The organism is Amnibacterium setariae (genome assembly GCF_003581425.1).
GTDB lineage: Bacteria > Actinomycetota > Actinomycetes > Actinomycetales > Microbacteriaceae > Amnibacterium > Amnibacterium setariae.
In genome coordinates this window covers 735,426-751,061 of the sequence record NZ_QXTG01000001.1, presented here as the reverse complement: position 1 = coordinate 751,061, position 15,636 = coordinate 735,426, and the positions used below count along the sequence as shown (strand labels likewise).

12 protein-coding genes are annotated in these 15,636 nt (G+C 74.8%); 4 read left to right on the top strand and 8 right to left on the bottom strand.

The features are described from left to right. The first annotated feature begins 63 nt into the window (after positions 1-63). Complete coding sequence (locus tag D1781_RS18050; protein ID WP_119480931.1) at positions 64-2,121, top strand: TPM domain-containing protein; 2,058 nt, start codon at positions 64-66, stop codon at positions 2,119-2,121. 74 nt (positions 2,122-2,195) lie between these two features. Beyond that, positions 2,196-2,945, top strand: a complete 750-nt coding sequence (locus tag D1781_RS03885) for a PspA/IM30 family protein (protein ID WP_119480930.1) — start codon at positions 2,196-2,198, stop codon at positions 2,943-2,945. 179 nt (positions 2,946-3,124) lie between these two features. On the opposite strand, the gene D1781_RS03880 is transcribed toward D1781_RS03885, so the two are convergent. From D1781_RS03880 to D1781_RS03860, 5 genes are all read right to left on the bottom strand, one after another. After that, on the bottom strand, positions 3,125-3,463 hold the full coding sequence (locus D1781_RS03880; protein WP_119480929.1) for a DUF3140 domain-containing protein: 339 nt from the start codon (positions 3,461-3,463) through the stop codon (positions 3,125-3,127). Further along, on the bottom strand, positions 3,463-4,290 hold the full coding sequence (locus tag D1781_RS03875; RefSeq protein WP_119480928.1) for an aldo/keto reductase: 828 nt from the start codon (positions 4,288-4,290) through the stop codon (positions 3,463-3,465). Before D1781_RS03875 ends, D1781_RS03880 begins: the two co-directional genes overlap by 1 nt. Positions 4,291-4,325: 35 nt before the next feature. Beyond that, on the bottom strand, positions 4,326-6,152 hold the full coding sequence (locus tag D1781_RS03870; protein WP_119480927.1) for a thioredoxin domain-containing protein: 1,827 nt from the start codon (positions 6,150-6,152) through the stop codon (positions 4,326-4,328). 14 nt (positions 6,153-6,166) lie between these two features. Then, positions 6,167-6,364, bottom strand: coding sequence for a hypothetical protein (locus D1781_RS03865; RefSeq protein WP_119480926.1), 198 nt, complete (start codon positions 6,362-6,364; stop codon positions 6,167-6,169). A gap of 108 nt (positions 6,365-6,472) precedes the next feature. Next, entirely contained in the window at positions 6,473-6,790 is a 318-nt protein-coding gene (locus D1781_RS03860) for a GlsB/YeaQ/YmgE family stress response membrane protein (protein ID WP_407641654.1), read from the bottom strand. Between the two features lie 110 nt (positions 6,791-6,900). Between D1781_RS03860 and D1781_RS03855 the strand changes: the two genes are divergently transcribed. Together D1781_RS03855 and hrpA are read left to right on the top strand one after the other, a co-directional pair. Continuing rightward, the gene (locus D1781_RS03855; protein ID WP_233550966.1) at positions 6,901-7,995 is read left to right on the top strand and encodes an NADH:flavin oxidoreductase/NADH oxidase; all 1,095 of its coding nucleotides are present in this window, start codon (positions 6,901-6,903) and stop codon (positions 7,993-7,995) included. 47 nt (positions 7,996-8,042) lie between these two features. Further along, positions 8,043-11,996, top strand: coding sequence for an ATP-dependent RNA helicase HrpA (hrpA, locus tag D1781_RS03850; RefSeq protein WP_199706371.1), 3,954 nt, complete (start codon positions 8,043-8,045; stop codon positions 11,994-11,996). A gap of 64 nt (positions 11,997-12,060) precedes the next feature. Here the strand turns inward: hrpA and D1781_RS03845 are convergent, their stop codons facing one another. The 3 genes from D1781_RS03845 to D1781_RS03835 all read right to left on the bottom strand — a co-directional run bounded on the left by D1781_RS03845 (position 12,061) and on the right by D1781_RS03835 (position 15,452). After that, a complete protein-coding gene (locus D1781_RS03845) occupies positions 12,061-12,639 on the bottom strand; it encodes a GNAT family N-acetyltransferase (protein ID WP_119480923.1) in 579 nt (192 codons plus the stop codon). A gap of 34 nt (positions 12,640-12,673) precedes the next feature. Beyond that, positions 12,674-13,819: a GAF domain-containing protein gene (locus D1781_RS03840; RefSeq protein ID WP_119480922.1), complete on the bottom strand. Its 1,146-nt coding sequence runs from the start codon at positions 13,817-13,819 to the stop codon at positions 12,674-12,676. A 154-nt stretch (positions 13,820-13,973) separates the two neighbouring features. After that, positions 13,974-15,452, bottom strand: coding sequence for an MDR family MFS transporter (locus tag D1781_RS03835; RefSeq protein WP_119480921.1), 1,479 nt, complete (start codon positions 15,450-15,452; stop codon positions 13,974-13,976). Positions 15,453-15,636: the final 184 nt, after the last annotated feature.

The following is a 15,636-nucleotide window of genomic DNA, read 5'->3' as shown; positions in this document are numbered from 1 at the left end:
CGCACGTGCGGAGCACATCGCCCGCTTGGAGGCGCCCACTACGATCCGGCAGCGGGAGGACGGATGCGACTGCACCGCGTGACGCTCGGCCTCGCCGTGGCGGCCCTGCTGACGGCGGGAGGCGCTTCGGCGGCGTGGGCGGAGGCGCCCGTCGACCTCGGGGCCCAGCAGCTCGTCGACGAGGCGGGCGTGCTCTCGGCGAGTCAGGAGACCCAGGTCCGGGACGCCATCGAGACCTACGACGACCGGACCGGCGCGGACCTCCGCGTGGTCTTCGTCAAGACGTTCGAGGACCCGACGGACCGCGACGCCTGGGCGGTCTCCACCGCGCGGCAGGGCGACTCGTCGAGCGAGGTCCTCGTGCTCGCCGTGGCGACGGAGGGCCGGCAGTACGGCCTCGCCCGCTCGAACGACTTCCCGCTCGACCGGTCCGAGATCCAGGGCGCGGCGCAGCAGTACCTCGAGCCCGCGTTCGGGCGCCAGGCCTGGGCCGACGGGGTGGAGGCGTTCGCCGGCGGCCTGAGCGGCGCCTCGGGCGGGACCGGCGACGGCGGCACGACCGACGGGGGCACGACCGGCTCGTCGACGGGCAGCGGCTTCGGCGGCGTGCTCGTCACCCTCTTCCTCCTCGCCGCGCTGGTCGTGGTCGTGATCGTCCTCGTCGGCATCGTGCGACGGCGGCGCCGCGCGGCCGTCGGGGCGGGCGGAGCCGGCTCCCCCTCGCCGCTCGGCCCGCCGCCGGTCGACCAGAAGGAGCTCGACCAGCGCGCGAGCCGGGCGCTGATCGCCCTCGACGACGACCTGACGACGAGCGAGCAGGAGCTCGGGTTCGCCGTGGCGGAGTTCGGCGAGCAGGCCGCGAAGCCGTTCTCGGACGCCCTCGGCACCGCGAAGCAGCGCGCCCGCGACGCGTTCGCGATCCGGCAGCAGCTCGACGACGAGATCCCGGAGACGCCGGAGCAGCGCCGCGAGATGACCGAGCGGATCCTCGCGCTCTGCGAGGACGCGGAGCACACCCTCTCCTCCCAGACCGCGGCGTTCGACGACCTCCGGAAGCTCGAGCAGCAGCTGCCGACCGCCGTGCCGGCCGCGTCCCAGCAGCAGCAGGCGCTGCGGGCGCGCAGCGCCGAGGCCGCGAAGGCGGTCGACGTCATCCGGACGCGCTTCGGCGAGGACGCGGTGCGGGGTGCGGCGGACGACCTGCAGCAGGCCGACGACCTGCTCGAGCTCGCCGGCGACGCGCTCGCGGAGGCGGGTCGCGCGGGCTCGGCCGCGGGCGGCGGCGCGGTAGCGCTCCGCAGCGCCCAGCAGGCGCTCGGCCAGGCGGGCACGCTGCTCGACGGGATCGTCGCGGCGCCGAACGAGTTCATGACGGTGAAGCGGCAGCTCGACGCGGCCGTGGAGGACACCCGGAACGACATCGCGGAGGCGGAGCGCGCCGGCTCGCGAGACAAGGAGCTCGTCGCGGCCGTCGCGGGCGCCCGCGCCGCGATCGAGACGGCGGACCTGCAGGCGCCGCCCGCAGGGCTCGCGACCGTCGAGCAGGCGAACGGCCGGCTCGAGCGGGCGATGGCGCCCATCCGCGACGTGCAGCAGCGCCGCGACCGCGCGGTCGCGACGCTCCCCCGCGCGATCGAGTCGGCGGACCAGGCCGTGCGCGACGCCCGCCGCTACATCGGCAACCGGCGAGGCGGCGTGGGCAGCGAGGCGCGCACGCGGCTGAGCGAGGCGGAGCGGGAGCTCGACCGCGCGATCGCGCTGCAGGCCTCTGACCCCGTCGACGCGCTCGGCTCCGCGCAGCACGCGCTCGAGCTCGCGAACACCGCTGCCGACCTCGCCCAGCGCGACATCGACGACTTCCGCGGCGGCGGGGGCTGGGGCGGCGGAGGCGGCTTCGGCGGCGGCCGCGGCGGCGACGTCGTCACCGGCGCCGTGATCGCCGGCGTGCTCGGCGGCATCCTCTCCGGCGGCCACGGCGGCGGCGGGAGCTGGGCCGGCGGCGGCTGGGGCGGCGGAGGCGGCTTCGGCGGCGGCGGCGGCTTCGGCAGCGGTGGCGGCGGCGGCTTCGGCGGTGGAGGCGGCGGGGGCGGCTTCAGCGGCGGAGGCGGCGGCTCCTTCTAGCCGCACGGCCCTGCGCCCGCCCGCGGGCGCCTTCCGGACGACATCACCCGAGAACACCGAGGAAAGGAACCCGAATGGTGAAGCAGTCGATCTTCGGCCGCATCTCGACCCTGGTCCGCGCGAACATCAACTCGCTGATCGACCAGGCCGAGGACCCGGAGAAGATGCTGGACCAGCTGGTCCGCGACTACACGAACAGCATCGCCGAGGCGGAGGACGCGGTCGCCGTCACGATCGGCAACCTCCGCATGCTCGAGCAGGACCACAGGGAGGACGTCGACGCGGCGGCCGACTGGGGACGCAAGGCGCTCGCGGCGTCGGCGAAGGCGGACCAGCTCCGCTCCTCCGGCAGCACCGCCGACGCGGACAAGTTCGACAACCTCGCCAAGGTCGCGATCGGCAAGCAGCTGCAGAGCGAGAAGGAGGCGAAGGACGCCGAGCCGACCATCGCCAGCCAGACCGAGGTCGTGAACAAGCTGAAGGACGGCCTGAACGGCATGCGCCAGAAGCTCGACCAGCTGCGGGCGAAGCGCAACGAGCTCGTCGCCCGCTCGAAGACGGCGGCGGCGCAGTCGCAGGTGCTCGGCGCGATGAAGTCGATCGACATCCAGGACCCGACGAGCGAGCTCGGCCGCTTCGACGAGAAGGTGCGGCGCGAGGAGGCGAAGGTGATGGGCCAGCAGGAGCTCGCCGCCTCCAGCCTCGACAAGCAGTTCGAGAGCCTCGAGGACCTCGGCACCCAGACCGAGATCGAGGCCCGGCTCGCGGCCCTGAAGCAGCCGGTCGAGCTCACGGCGACGCCGCTCCGCACGAACGACCAGTAGCCCGATCCCGTTTTGAAGGAGTTCTCGGACAGCGCGTCCGAGAACTCCTTCAAAACGGATCTAGCGTGGAGGGATGAAGCGCCTGCTCCTCCGCCTCCTGATCGTCGCGGCCGCCTTCGTGGTCGTCGGGCGGCTGCGCGCCGCCGAGGAGCGCGTGTTCGGCTGACCGCGCCCCGCCGCTACTTCAGCGGATCGTTGCCCCAGTTCATGAGCGAGTAGCGCCACTTCGAGTGCGCCTTGTCGTCGTCCGGGCCGCCCTGCGCCGCGTGGCGGTGCACGTAGCCGACGACCTTGCGCATGTGGGCGACGTCGTCGTCGGTCAGGTCGGCCTTCTTCGTCCGCAGGATCTCGACGATCCGCCGGCCGGAGGCGTGCCCGGTCGACTCCCCGTCCCCGCCGGTGTCGCCCACGGACTGCGACTCGTCGGTCGCGAGCCAGTCCTCGAGTTCCTTCGGCGTCATGTTGACGGCCTGCTGCCAGTCGTCCCAGACGTCGTCCAGGCCCTCCGCGGTCGCCATCAGAGCTCCTCGTGGGTGTCGGGGTCGGCGCCGCCGCCGCGCGAGAGCGCGGCCAGCCGGCCGAGCTCGTCGTCGGTCAGCTCGACGTCGAACACGTCGAGGTTCTCGGCCTGCCGGGCGGCGTCTCCGGACTTCGGCAGCGGGATGACGCCGATCGCGACGGACCAGGCGAGCAGCAGCCGGGACGTGCTCACCCCGTGGTCGGCGGCGATCGCGGTGACGACCGGGTCCTCCGCGAGGTCGGTGCCCTTGCCGAGCGGCGTGTAGCCCTCGGTGAGTACGCCGCGCTCCGCGTTGGCGGCACGCCACTCGTCGTGCGGCGTGTACGGGTTCACGAGGATCTGGTTGAGGACCGGCGTGACGCCGGTGTCGCCGATGATGCGGTGGAGGTGCTCCGGCGTGAAGTTCGAGACGCCGATCATCGACACGAGCCCGTCGGCGCGCGCCTCGACGAGCGCGCGCCAGGCCTCGGCGTAGAGGCCGCGCCGCGGGTTGGGCCAGTGGATCAGCACGAGGTCGAGGCGGTCCAGCCCGCTGCGGAACAGGCTCTCCTCGATCGCCTTCCGCGCGAGGTCGTGCCGGTGGTAGCGGCCCGGCAGCTTCGTCGAGTAGACGAAGGACTCGCGGGGCACGCCGGACTCGGCGATCGCCCGGCCGACGACCCCCTCGTTGTCGTAGTTGAAGGCGGTGTCGAGCAGGCGGTAGCCGGCGTCGATGGCGGTGCGCACCTGGCGCACGCCCTCGGCGCCGCGGAGGTCGTAGGTGCCGAGGCCGATCGCGGGCAGTCGCGCACCGTCCTGGCCGGTGAGGAGCGGGATGTCGGGCATGCCGCCAGCCTCGCAGCCCCGCCTCCGAGCCGGGTTCAGGCGTCGAGGTCCGCGGGGTCGGTGACCGGCAGCCGGCAGACGAAGTCGCGGCAGACGTAGGCGGTCGCGGCGCCGCGGGTGCTCGCGCGCCCCTCGAGCAGCTCGAACCCCGCGTCGGCGAACGCCGCCGCCGTCGCGTCGTCGACCCGGACGAAGACGGAGGAGGGCAGGCGGTGCGCGGCGTCGGCGAGCGGCCCGGGCTCCCCCACGACGACGACCTGGCGGATCGGCTCGGCCATCGCGATCCCGAGGCCGAGCGCGGCGCCGTAGCCGATCGGCCGGTCCAGCCCTGCGGCGGCGAGGGGGCCAGCGGTCGCGGCGGCGGCCTCGCGGTAGGCGGGGTCGGCGGTGAGCAGGTGGAGCCGCCACGCCGCCGACGCGATCGCGGTCGGACCGGACGGCGCCGCCCCCTCCGAGACGTCGGAGCCGCCCGCGATGCCGAGCGCGGCGAGCACCGGGTCGCCCTCCGGCGCCCGGAAGCGCCCGTCGTGCAGGCAGGCGTCGACCAGCTCGCGCGCGACGACCCCGAGGTCGGGGCGCCCGGCGGCCAGCGCGAGCTCGAGCAGCCCGTCGGCGAGGTCGCCGTGGTCCTCGAGGGTCGCGACCGCGGTGGAGGGGCGGCCGTCGAGGCTCGCGCGCAGCAGGCGCCCGTCCCGCCGGTTGGCGGCGAGCAGCGCCTCCGCCGCCTCGACCGCCAGCGCGATCCAGGAGGGCTCGCCGAGCCGGTCTCCCGCGGCGGCGAGCGCGCCGATGGCGAGGCCGTTCCAGCCCGTCAGCACCTTGGCGTCGACGGCGGGCGGCGGCTGCGCGGCCCGGGCAGCGGCGTCGAGCGCGTAGTAGCCGCCCTCGCTGCGGCGCCCGTCGACGTCGCTCTCCGAGTCCTGCGCCGAGCCGAACGTGCCGTCGGGCTGCCGGAGCACGCCCTCGAGGAAGCGGACGACCCCCGCCGCGGTCTCGCGGTCCCCGATCTCGGCGTAGGCGCGCAGGAGCAGCGCGTTGTCGGTGAGCATCCGCTCGTAGTGCGGCTCGGTCCAGTCCCGGCGCACGGCGTAGCGGAAGAAGCCGCCCTCGACCGGGTCGCGCAGCGCGGAGTCGCGCATCCCGGCGAGCGCCCGCTCGGCGACGCCGCGGGCGCGGTCCCGCACCGCCGCGTCGACGAGCGGCGACCGCCCGACGGCGAGGAGGGCGAGCAGCAGCGGCGCCACGGGGAACTTCGGGGCGCCGCCGAAGCCGCCGTGCTGCCGGTCCTCGTAGCCGGCGAGCTCGTCGACGGCCCGCTCCAGCCCCTCGGCCGTCACCGGGGACGCGGCCGGCTCGGCCGCGACGGCCTGCGCGAGCGCCGCGGCGAGGCCGGCCGCGGACGCCTCGACCTCGCCGCGCCGGTCCGTCCAGGCCTCCCGCACGGCGTCGAGCACCTGCCGGAAGGAGGGGTGCCCCGGGACGGGCCGAGGCGGCGAGTAGGTGCCGGCGTGGAACACGCGGCCCTCCGGCGTCATGAAGACGTTCAGCGGCCAGCCGAGGTTCGGCGTGAAGGCTCCGGCGGCGGCGAGGCACGCGGCGTCGACCTCGGGATGCTCCTCCCGGTCGACCTTGATCGACACGAACCCCGCGTCCATCACCGCGGCGACGTCGGGGTCGCTGAACGTCTCCCGCGCCATGACGTGGCACCAGTGGCAGGTGGCGTACCCGATGGAGACGACCACGGGCACGTCCCGCTCGCGAGCGGCGGCGAACGCCGCGTCGCCCCACGGGTACCAGTCGACGGGGTTGTCGGCGTGCGACCGCAGGTACGGGCTGACGGCGTCGCGGAGGCGCTCAGCCATCGGCCCGCCCCCGCCTACTCGACGTCGTCGCCGCCGGAGATCTCCGGTCCGGCGGGGTCGCTGATGTCGATCGGGCCCCCGTCGTCCTGCGCGTCGACCGCGGCGGACTCCTCGTCGAGCTCGGACTCCAGCTCGGCCTGCGCGTCGATCGGGGTGGCGTCGGGGTTCGAGCCGAACTCGGGGCCGGGCCCCTGCGGGGTGCTGTTGCTCATGCCACTGGTCTACCGGGCCCGGATGGGAGGGCGCCCGCCGCGGCCGCAGGCTGCGACGACGAAGGGCTCCGATCCGTCCGGATCGAAGCCCTTCGTCGTGCGTGCGCGTCAGACCGTGCGGCCCGACCGCCCCTTGACCGCGCCCCAGATCAGCAGCGCGATGATCGCGCCGATGATCGAGCCGATGATCCCCGACGGCTGGAAGAAGCCGTCCTGGAGGTCCTTGCCGAAGATCAGTGCGCCGAGGAAGCCGCCGATGAAGGAGCCGATGATGCCGAGCAGGATCGTTGCGCCGATGCCCATGCTCTGTCGACCGGGGACGACAGCGCGTGCGATGAAACCGGCGATGAGGCCGACGACGATGGCGGCGATGATGGTTCCGAGGATGCCCATTGCGTTTTCCGTCCTTTCGAGACGGTTAACCATCCCGAAGGTTGCTGAACTGTTCCTGAGTGCCGACCGGACGCCTTCTTGGAGACGGGTCGACTACATGAACGAATCGGAATAGTGGAATGCGGTCCACTGTCGGTTTCCGGGTGACCGATGCCGCGCTCTTCCACCCCGTCCGAATCCGCGACCTCACGGTGCCGAACCGCATCTGGGTCTCGCCGATGTGCCAGTACTCGGCTGACGGGCGCGACGGGCTGCCGACCGACTGGCACCTCGTGCACCTCGGCTCCCTCGCCCGCGGCGGCGCCGGTCTAGTGATGACGGAGGCGACCGCGGTCAGCCCGGAGGGCCGGATCACGTCGTGGGACCTCGGGATCTGGGACGACGCGCAGCGGGACGCGCTCGCGCCGATCGTCGACTTCGTGCACGCGCAGGGCGCGCTCGCCGCGGTCCAGCTCGCCCACGCGGGGCGCAAGGCGTCGACGTACCCGGAATGGCTCGGCCACGGGTCCGAGCCGGTGGAGGAGGGCGGCTGGGTCCCGGTGGCCCCCTCCGCGCTCGCGTTCCCGGGCTACGCCGAGCCGCAGGCGCTCGACGAGGCGGGCATCGCGGGGGTCGTCGCGGACTTCGCGGCCGCGGCGCGGCGGTCGGTCGAGGCCGGCTTCGACGTGATCGAGCTGCACGCCGCGCACGGCTACCTGCTGCACCAGTTCCTCTCCCCGCTCGCCAACCGGCGCACGGATGCCTGGGGCGGCTCGCTCGAGAACCGGGCCCGCCTCCTGCTCGACGTCGTCCGCGCGGTCCGCGACGCCGTCGGCGAGGCCGTCCCCCTGCTCGTCCGCTTCTCCGGCACGGACTGGGCCGACGGCGGCTGGACGATCGAGGAGACGCAGACCGTCGCCGGCTGGGCGGCGGCCGCCGGCGCGGACTGGTTCGACGTCTCGAGCGGCGGCACGACCCCCGACGCCCGGATCCCGGTCGGTCCCGGGTACCAGGTGCACCTCGCGACCGCGGTGCGCGACGCGACCGGGCTGCCGGTGAACGCGGTGGGCCTGATCGAGACCGCCGAGCAGGCGGAGGAGATCGTCGCCTCGGGCCGCGCCGACGCCGTGATGCTCGCGCGCCCGCTGCTGCGCGACCCGCACCTGCCGCTCGCATGGGCCCACGAGCTCGGCGCGGACGCGCCGTGGCCGGTGCAGTACCGCCGCGCCCGGCCCCGCCGCGCGGCCTCCCGGGTCTGAGCCGCGCGGCCGACCGCGCGGGAGGGAGCCGTCAGACTGGTCTCCCCATGTCTGACACGACCGCACGCCCCGCGACGCCGGTCCTGCCGACGATCGCCTTCCCGCCCGAGCTGCCCGTCAGCGCGATGCGGGGCGAGATCGCCGAGGCGATCGCGGGCCACCAGGTCGTGATCGTCGCCGGCGAGACCGGGTCGGGCAAGACGACGCAGCTGCCGAAGATCGCCCTCGAGCTCGGACGCACCTCCATCGCGCACACGCAGCCGCGGCGGATCGCCGCGCGCACCATCGCGGAGCGCATCGCGGAGGAGCTCGACGTGCCCCTCGGCGGGCTCGTCGGCTACTCGGTCCGGTTCACCGACACCTCGGGACCCGACACCCGGATCCGGCTGATGACCGACGGCATCCTGCTCGCGGAGATCCGTCGCGACCGGGAGCTGCGGCGCTACGACACGATCGTGCTCGACGAGGCGCACGAGCGCAGCCTCAACATCGACTTCCTGCTCGGCTACCTGAAGCGCCTGCTCCCCCGCCGCCCGGACCTCAAGGTGATCGTGACGTCGGCGACGATCGACGTCGAGCGGTTCGCGGAGCACTTCGCGGAGGCGGACGGCACGCCGGCGCCGATCGTCGAGGTGTCCGGCCGCACGTACCCGGTCGAGGTCCGCTACCGCCCGCTCGTGATCGAGGACGCGGGAGACGACGAAGAGGACCCGGACGTCGGGACGACCGAGGACCGCGACCTCGCCACCGGGATCCAGGAGGCGCTCGACGAGCTCGAGCGGGACCTGCCGGGCGGCGACGTGCTCGTGTTCCTCTCCGGCGAGAGCGAGATCCGCGACGTCGCCGACGTGCTCCGGGGGAAGTACGCGGGGCGCGCCCGGCCCGTCGAGGTGCTCCCGCTGTACGGCCGCCTCTCCGCCGCCGAGCAGCACCGCGTCTTCGAGCGCAGCACGGTCGCCGGTGTCGACCGCCGCATCGTGCTCGCCACGAACGTCGCCGAGACGAGCCTCACGGTCCCCGGCATCCGCGCGGTGATCGACGGCGGGACGGCCCGCATCTCCCGGTACTCGGCGCGCTCGAAGGTGCAGCGCCTCCCGATCGAGGCGGTGTCGCAGGCGTCGGCGAACCAGCGGTCCGGCCGCGCGGGCCGCACGAGCGCCGGGATCGCGGTCCGGCTCTACTCGGAGGAGGACTACGGCAAGCGCCCCGAGTACACCGACCCGGAGATCCTCCGAACGAACCTCGCCGCGGTCATCCTGCAGATGCTCTCGCTCGGGCTCGGGGAGATCGAGGCGTTCCCCTTCCTCACCCCGCCGGACTCCCGCGGGGTGCGGGCCGGCCTCGACCTGCTGCGCGAGCTCGGCGCGGTGCAGGAGGCGCGAGGCGGCCAGCCCGCGACGCTCACGCGGACGGGTCGGGACCTCGCGCGCATCCCGATCGACCCGCGGTTCGGCCGGATGCTGCTCGAGTCGAAGCGCCACCGCGTCACGCGCGAGGTGATCGTCGTCGTCGCCGGCCTCACGGTGCAGGACCCGCGCGAGCGCCCGGTGGAGCAGCGCGCGCAGGCCGACCAGCTCCACGCCCGGTTCACGGACCCGACGAGCGACCTGCTCGGGCTGCTGAACCTCTGGAACCACCTCGAGGAGCAGCAGCAGGAGCTGTCCTCCTCCGCGTTCCGCCGCCGCTGCCGGGCCGAGTTCCTCAACTTCGTGCGGATCCGCGAGTGGCAGGACCTCGTCCGCCAGCTCTCCGGCATCGCGCGCGACGTCGGCCTCGAGGTCGCGCCCGCGCCGAAGAAGGCGGAGCGGGCGGGCGACGCCGCCCCGGCCCGTCCGGCCCTGCCGGGGGACGCGATCCACAAGAGCCTCCTCGCCGGCCTGCTCTCGCAGATCGGCGTGCGCGACGAGCGGACCGCGCAGCCGCAGAAGGGCCGCGACGGGCGCCCGGTGCCGCGTCGCGGGTCGAACGAGTTCATCGGCGCGCGCCAGCTGCGCTTCGTCGTGTTCCCGGGCTCCTCGCTCGCCAAGCGGCCGCCGCGGGCCCTCATGTCGGCCGAGCTCGTCGAGACCTCCCGGCTGTTCGCCCGGATGAACGCGGCGATCGACCCGGCGTGGGCGGAGCCGATCGCCGGCGACCTCGTGAAGCGCACCTACGGCGAGCCCCGCTGGGAGCAGCGGCAGGGCTCGGCGGTGGCCGATGAGCGGGTGACGCTGTTCGGCGTCCCGATCGTCGAGAAGCGCCGGGTGCAGTACGCCCGGCTGAACCCGGCGCACGCCCGCGACCTCTTCCTCGAGCACGCGCTGCTCGGCGGCGAGTGGGCGCCGCCGCCCGGCGCGCTGTCCGAGTTCGACCGGGCGAACCGCCGCCTCCGCGCGGAGCTCGACGAGGAGGCCGAGCGGACGCGCAGCCGCCCGGTCGACGACCAGCGGATCGTCGACTTCTACGACGACCGCGTGCCCGCCGACGTCACGGACGTCCGCCGGTTCGAGACCTGGTGGCGCGCGACGCGGCAGGAGGCGCCCGACCTCCTCACGATGCGGCGCTCCGACCTGCTCGACGAGGAGGCGCAGCCCGAGGTCGACGAGCGCGACTTCCCGCCGACCTGGCAGCAGGGCGACCAGCGGCTGCGGCTCGCCTACCGCTTCGCGCCGGGCGCCGCGGACGACGGCCTCACCGTGCGGGTGCCGCTGCCGCTGCTCGCGACGCTCTCCCCCGCCGGCTTCGACTGGCTCGTGCCCGGGTTCCGGGAGGAGCTCGTCGCGGCGCTGCTGAAGACCCTGCCGAAGGCGATCCGGCGGCACGTCGTGCCGGCCGCGGACTGGGCGAGGCGCCTGCTGCCGGAGCTGCCGGCCGGGCCGGAGACCGGCGCGGAGCCGGGCCCGCTCGTCGACGCCCTGGTCCCCGTCATCCGCCGCGTCGCGGGCGTCGCCGTGACGCCGGCCGACTTCGACCTCGACCGGCTACCCGCGCACCTGAAGCCCGCGTTCGCGGTCACGGAGGCGCCGCGCGGCCGTCGCGGCGCACCGCGCGAGGTCGGCCGCGACACCGACCTCGCCGCGCTGCAGGCGCGCTTCGCCGACCGCGCCCGCACCTCCGCCGCCCGCGTCGTGGCCCGCCCGGCACCCGGCACCGCGCCCATCGAGCGCACCGGCATGACGACGTGGGACCTCGACGAGCTGCCGCGTGTGCTCGACACCCGCGCGGCCGGCGGCGTCGTCCGCGCCTACCCCGCGCTCGTCGACACCGGGTCCGCGGTCGACGTGCGGCTGCTGGCGACCCCGGAGGAGCAGCTCGCGTCGACGCGCGCCGGTGTGCACCGCCTCCTCGTGCTCGCGACGCCCTCCCCCGCCGCGTACGTCCGCGACCACCTGTCGGGCGCGGAGAAGCTGGCGCTCGGCGCGAGCCCGTACCGCAGCACCGACGCGCTGTTCCAGGACTGCTTCGACGCGGTCGTCGACCGGATCCAGGCCCGGGTCGCGGAGGACGGCGCGGCGTGGGACCGGGCGACGTTCGAGCGGATGCGCGCGACGCTGGCGGCGCGGGTCGTGGACGACCTCTTCCAGGTCGTCGGCGCCGCGGCCGCCGCGCTCGCGGGCGCCCGGGAGGCGGACCGCGCGATCCGGCAGGCGACGAGCCTCGCGCTGGTGCCCGCGCTGACCGATGCGCGCGCCCAGCTCGACGCCCTGATCCATCCAGGCTTCGTCCGCGTCGACGGCGCGGACCGGCTGCCGCGCCTCGCCGTCTACACGGCGGGCATCGTGCACCGGGTCGAGCGGCTGCCCGAGCAGGCGAACCGCGACCGGGTGTGGATGACGGAGGCGCAGACCGCGCAGGCGCTCTACCTCGAGGCGGGCGGCGCGCTGCCGCTCCGCCCGGGCCTGCGCCCCGGGCTGGTGCACGCGCGCTGGCTGCTCGAGGAGCTGCGGCTCAGCCTGTTCGCGCAGCACCTCCCGACCGCCGAGCCCGTCTCCCTGCAGCGCATCCGCAAGGCCCTCGCCTGAGTCCGTGAATTCCGTTTTGAAGGAGTTCTCGCGCGAAGCGCGCGAGAACTCCTTCAAAACGGAATCAGGGGAGGAGGGTGAGCCAGCGCTCCGTCACGGCGTAGCCGAGGCGCGCGTTCATCGCGAGGCTCGCCGCGTTCTCGTCCGCCCCGCCGGTGCCGAACACCTGCGCGCCCTCCGCCGCGAGCGCCAGCACCGATGCGGCCTTGACCGCCTCCGCGAGCCCGCGCCGGCGGTGCGACCGCGCGACGGCGGTGAAGTCGGTCTCGGCGTGCTCCCCGTCCCGATGGATCGCGGTGATGGCGACGACCTCGTCGCCGTCCCTCGCGATGAAGAAGCGGGTGCCCCGGGCCCGGAGCGCGGCGAGCGCCGCGGCGTCGTGGAGGGCGGGCGCCGTGGCCGGGCCGCCCGGGTAGTCGTCGCGGACCGCCGCCTCCAGCGCGGCGATCCCGGCATCCGCGTCGGGCCCGGCCTCCGCGACGCGCAGCCCGGCGCCCTCGGCGGCCGCGACCAGCCCGGACAGCAGCGCGGTGTCGACGGCTCGCAGCCGGGCGCCCCACGACCGGTGCGCGACCCGCCAGCCCTGCTCGAGCAGCGCCGAGGCCCTCGAGTCGTCCTCGCGCAGCACCGCCGGTTCCGTCACCCGACGATGCTCGCAGGCCGGGCGCTGCCGACCCTCAGTGCGCCGCGAGCTCGGGCGGGATCCCGGTCGGCGGCGCGTCCGCGCCCGTGATCTCGGCCTGCGCGAGCAGCGCGAGGTCGCGGAGCACCGAGAGGTCCAGCCCGCGGACGTCGCGCGGCTCCGGGTCGTAGACGCAGAAGGAGCCGATCCGGTACCCGTCCGCGGACTCGATCGGGTGGGCGATGTAGAACCGGATCGGGTGCGGGCCCTGCACGAGCGGGCTCTCCCGCAGCACCGGGTCGAGCCGGGCGTCGCTCACCACGGTGGGCTCCGCGCGCGTGATGGTCTGGTTGCAGAAGGAGTGCGCCCGCGGGTTCTCGCCGCGCTCGGCGCCCGCGACCGCCATCTTCCACTGGCGGTCGTGGTCGATGAAGTTGATCTCCGCGCTCTCGGTGCCGAACGCCGTCCGCGCCAGCTCGACGAGGTCGTCGAGGCGCGGGTCGGGTCCCCGCCCCACGATCCGGAGGTCGTCGAGGGCCCGCTGGCGCTCGGCCTCGTCGTCGGGCCGGTCGCGGAGCGCCGCCGCGGTCCCGGCGGCGCCCTGCGCGTCGAGGCGCCCGACCGAGTCCGCGACCTCCTCCCCGAGGGCGGTCGCCCACGCGCGGTCGTGCGCCAGCGGGTCCTCGGCCGGCTCGACCGTGCGGAAGCGGACGCGCGTGGAGCCGAGCCGCCCGACCGCGGACCGCAGCCGGTCCTCCGGCGCCGCGGAGTGCCGGCTCCGCGCGGGGGCGGCCACCGGCGGCGCGACGACGACGACCTCGGTCGCGGCGGCCGCGTCCTCGATCACCTCCTCGAGCAGGTCCCCGACCCGGGCGAGGGTCCGCGGGCGGCGCGCGCTGTCGAGGTCCTCGCCGAGGGCGACGAGGACGACGTCGTACCGCCAGAGCCGCCAGGTGCGGAACACGCCCTGCACGGCCCGGAGCACGGGCGCGAGGTCGGAGAGCACGTCGAGGTCGACGCCGTGCCGCGTCGTCAGCCACATGCGGTCCGCGGCCCGCTCCGCGAGCGTGCGGCCCTCGACCTCGCCGAGGAGGTGGTCGCGGTCCCCGATCAGCAGCACCTTGACCGGTCGCGCGCCGTTGTGGTGCAGGCGCTGCATCGCCAGCCGCGTGCTGCGGCCGGTCGGCGGGTTGCGGTCCACGGCACCTCCGCGGTCATGATGCCGGGTCGACCCGCCGCGGGCCTGAGGAGTTCACCCCTTGCCGCGGGAACCGGCCCCTCCCTGCACGAAGTGCTCACGCTTCGGGACGCCGGATCGGCGATCCGGCGTCCAGAAGCGTGAGCACTTCGGGGGGTCAGTGGCCGACGGGGACCGGGCCCTCGGAGGGGACGCGCTTCACCATCGTGGCGACCGCGATCGCGATGACGAAGACGCCCGCGCTGACGAGGAACGCGAGGCGCGTGCCCGCCGCCTCGGCAGCACCCGCACCGCCCGCGCCGTCGAAGCCGGCAGCGCCGATCGCGAGCAGCGTCACCGCGAGCGCCGTGCCCGCCGCACCGCCGACCTGCTGCACGGTCGCGAAGATCGCGCTGCCGTAGGAGGTGAACCGGCGCGGCACCGCGGAGAGGCCCGCGGTGAAGACCGACGGGAGTACCGCGGCGAGGCCGAGGCTCAGCACCACGTGACAGATCAGCACCCGCCAGGCGGCCGTCGTCTCGGTCACCGTGCCGAGCGCGATCAGGCCGACCATCGCGATCGCGAGGCCCGGCAGCAGCAGCGGCCGCGGGCCGAACCGGTCGTACATGCGGCCGACGACCGGGCCGAGCAGCCCCATGGTGAGACCGCCGGGCAGCACGAGCAGCCCGGTCTGCAGGGCGCTCAGGCCGAGCACCTGCTGCAGGTAGATGGGCAACAGGATGGCGCTGCCGAGCAGGCCGAGGAACGCGAGCGCCCCGGAGACGACGGAGGCGGTGAACACCCGCGAGCGGAAGACGCGCAGGTCGAGCAGCGCGTTGTCGGTGCGCTGCAGCGCGCGCTGCCGCAGGAGGAACAGCCCGAGCGAGACGAGGCCGGTCGCGACGGGCACGAGCACGGCGACGAGCGAGATGCCGTCCTTGGAGGACGCGCCCTCGCCGACCGCGTTCAGGCCGTAGACCAGGCCGCCGAAGCCGATGGCCGAGAGCGGGATCGACACCCAGTCGATCGGCACGCGGCGGGTCTCGCCGAGGTTGCCGATGAGCCGCAGGCCGATGACGAGCCCGGCGGCCGCGATTGGCAGCACGCACCAGAAGATGAAGGGCCACGGCAGCGCGCTGAGGATCAGGCCGGACACGGTCGGGCCGATCGCGGGCGCGACCGAGATCACGATCGAGATGTTGCCCATCATCGCGCCGCGGCGCGACTCGGGGACGATCGTCATGACCGTCGTCATGAGCAGCGGCGTGATGATCGCCGCGCCGACGCCCTGGATCACGCGGGCGACGAGCAGCACCGAGAACGTCGGCGAGAGGGCCGCGAGCAGCGTGCCCGCGACGAACGAGCCGAGCGCGATGGCGAACAGCGTGCGCGTCGTGAGCCGCTGGATCAGGAAGCCGCTGACGGGGATGACGACCGCCATCGTGAGGATGAACGCGGTCGACAGCCACTGGCCCGTGCTGGCGTTGACGTCCAGGTCCTTGATGAGCACCGGGATGGCGACGCTCATGATCGTCTCGTTCAGGATCACGACGAACGCGGAGACGAGCAGCACGGCGATCGCGGTGGCGTCGCGCCGGCTGAGGCGGTCGGTGCGGTCGGCGGCCGCGGTGGAGGGACGGTCGACGGTCTCGGTCATGCAGACCTCCGGGGAGCTCGGGGGCGGCGTCCTTGACGGGCTCCCCACGGGAGCCGGGACGACAGGGGCGGTGCACGATGCACCGGCCCCCGACGAGTCACCGGGTCGTCAACCTCAGCGACCGCATCAGCATTCCATCCCCCTCCGACAGCGGGCAATCGGTTGCGGCGCGCCGGGCGGCGAT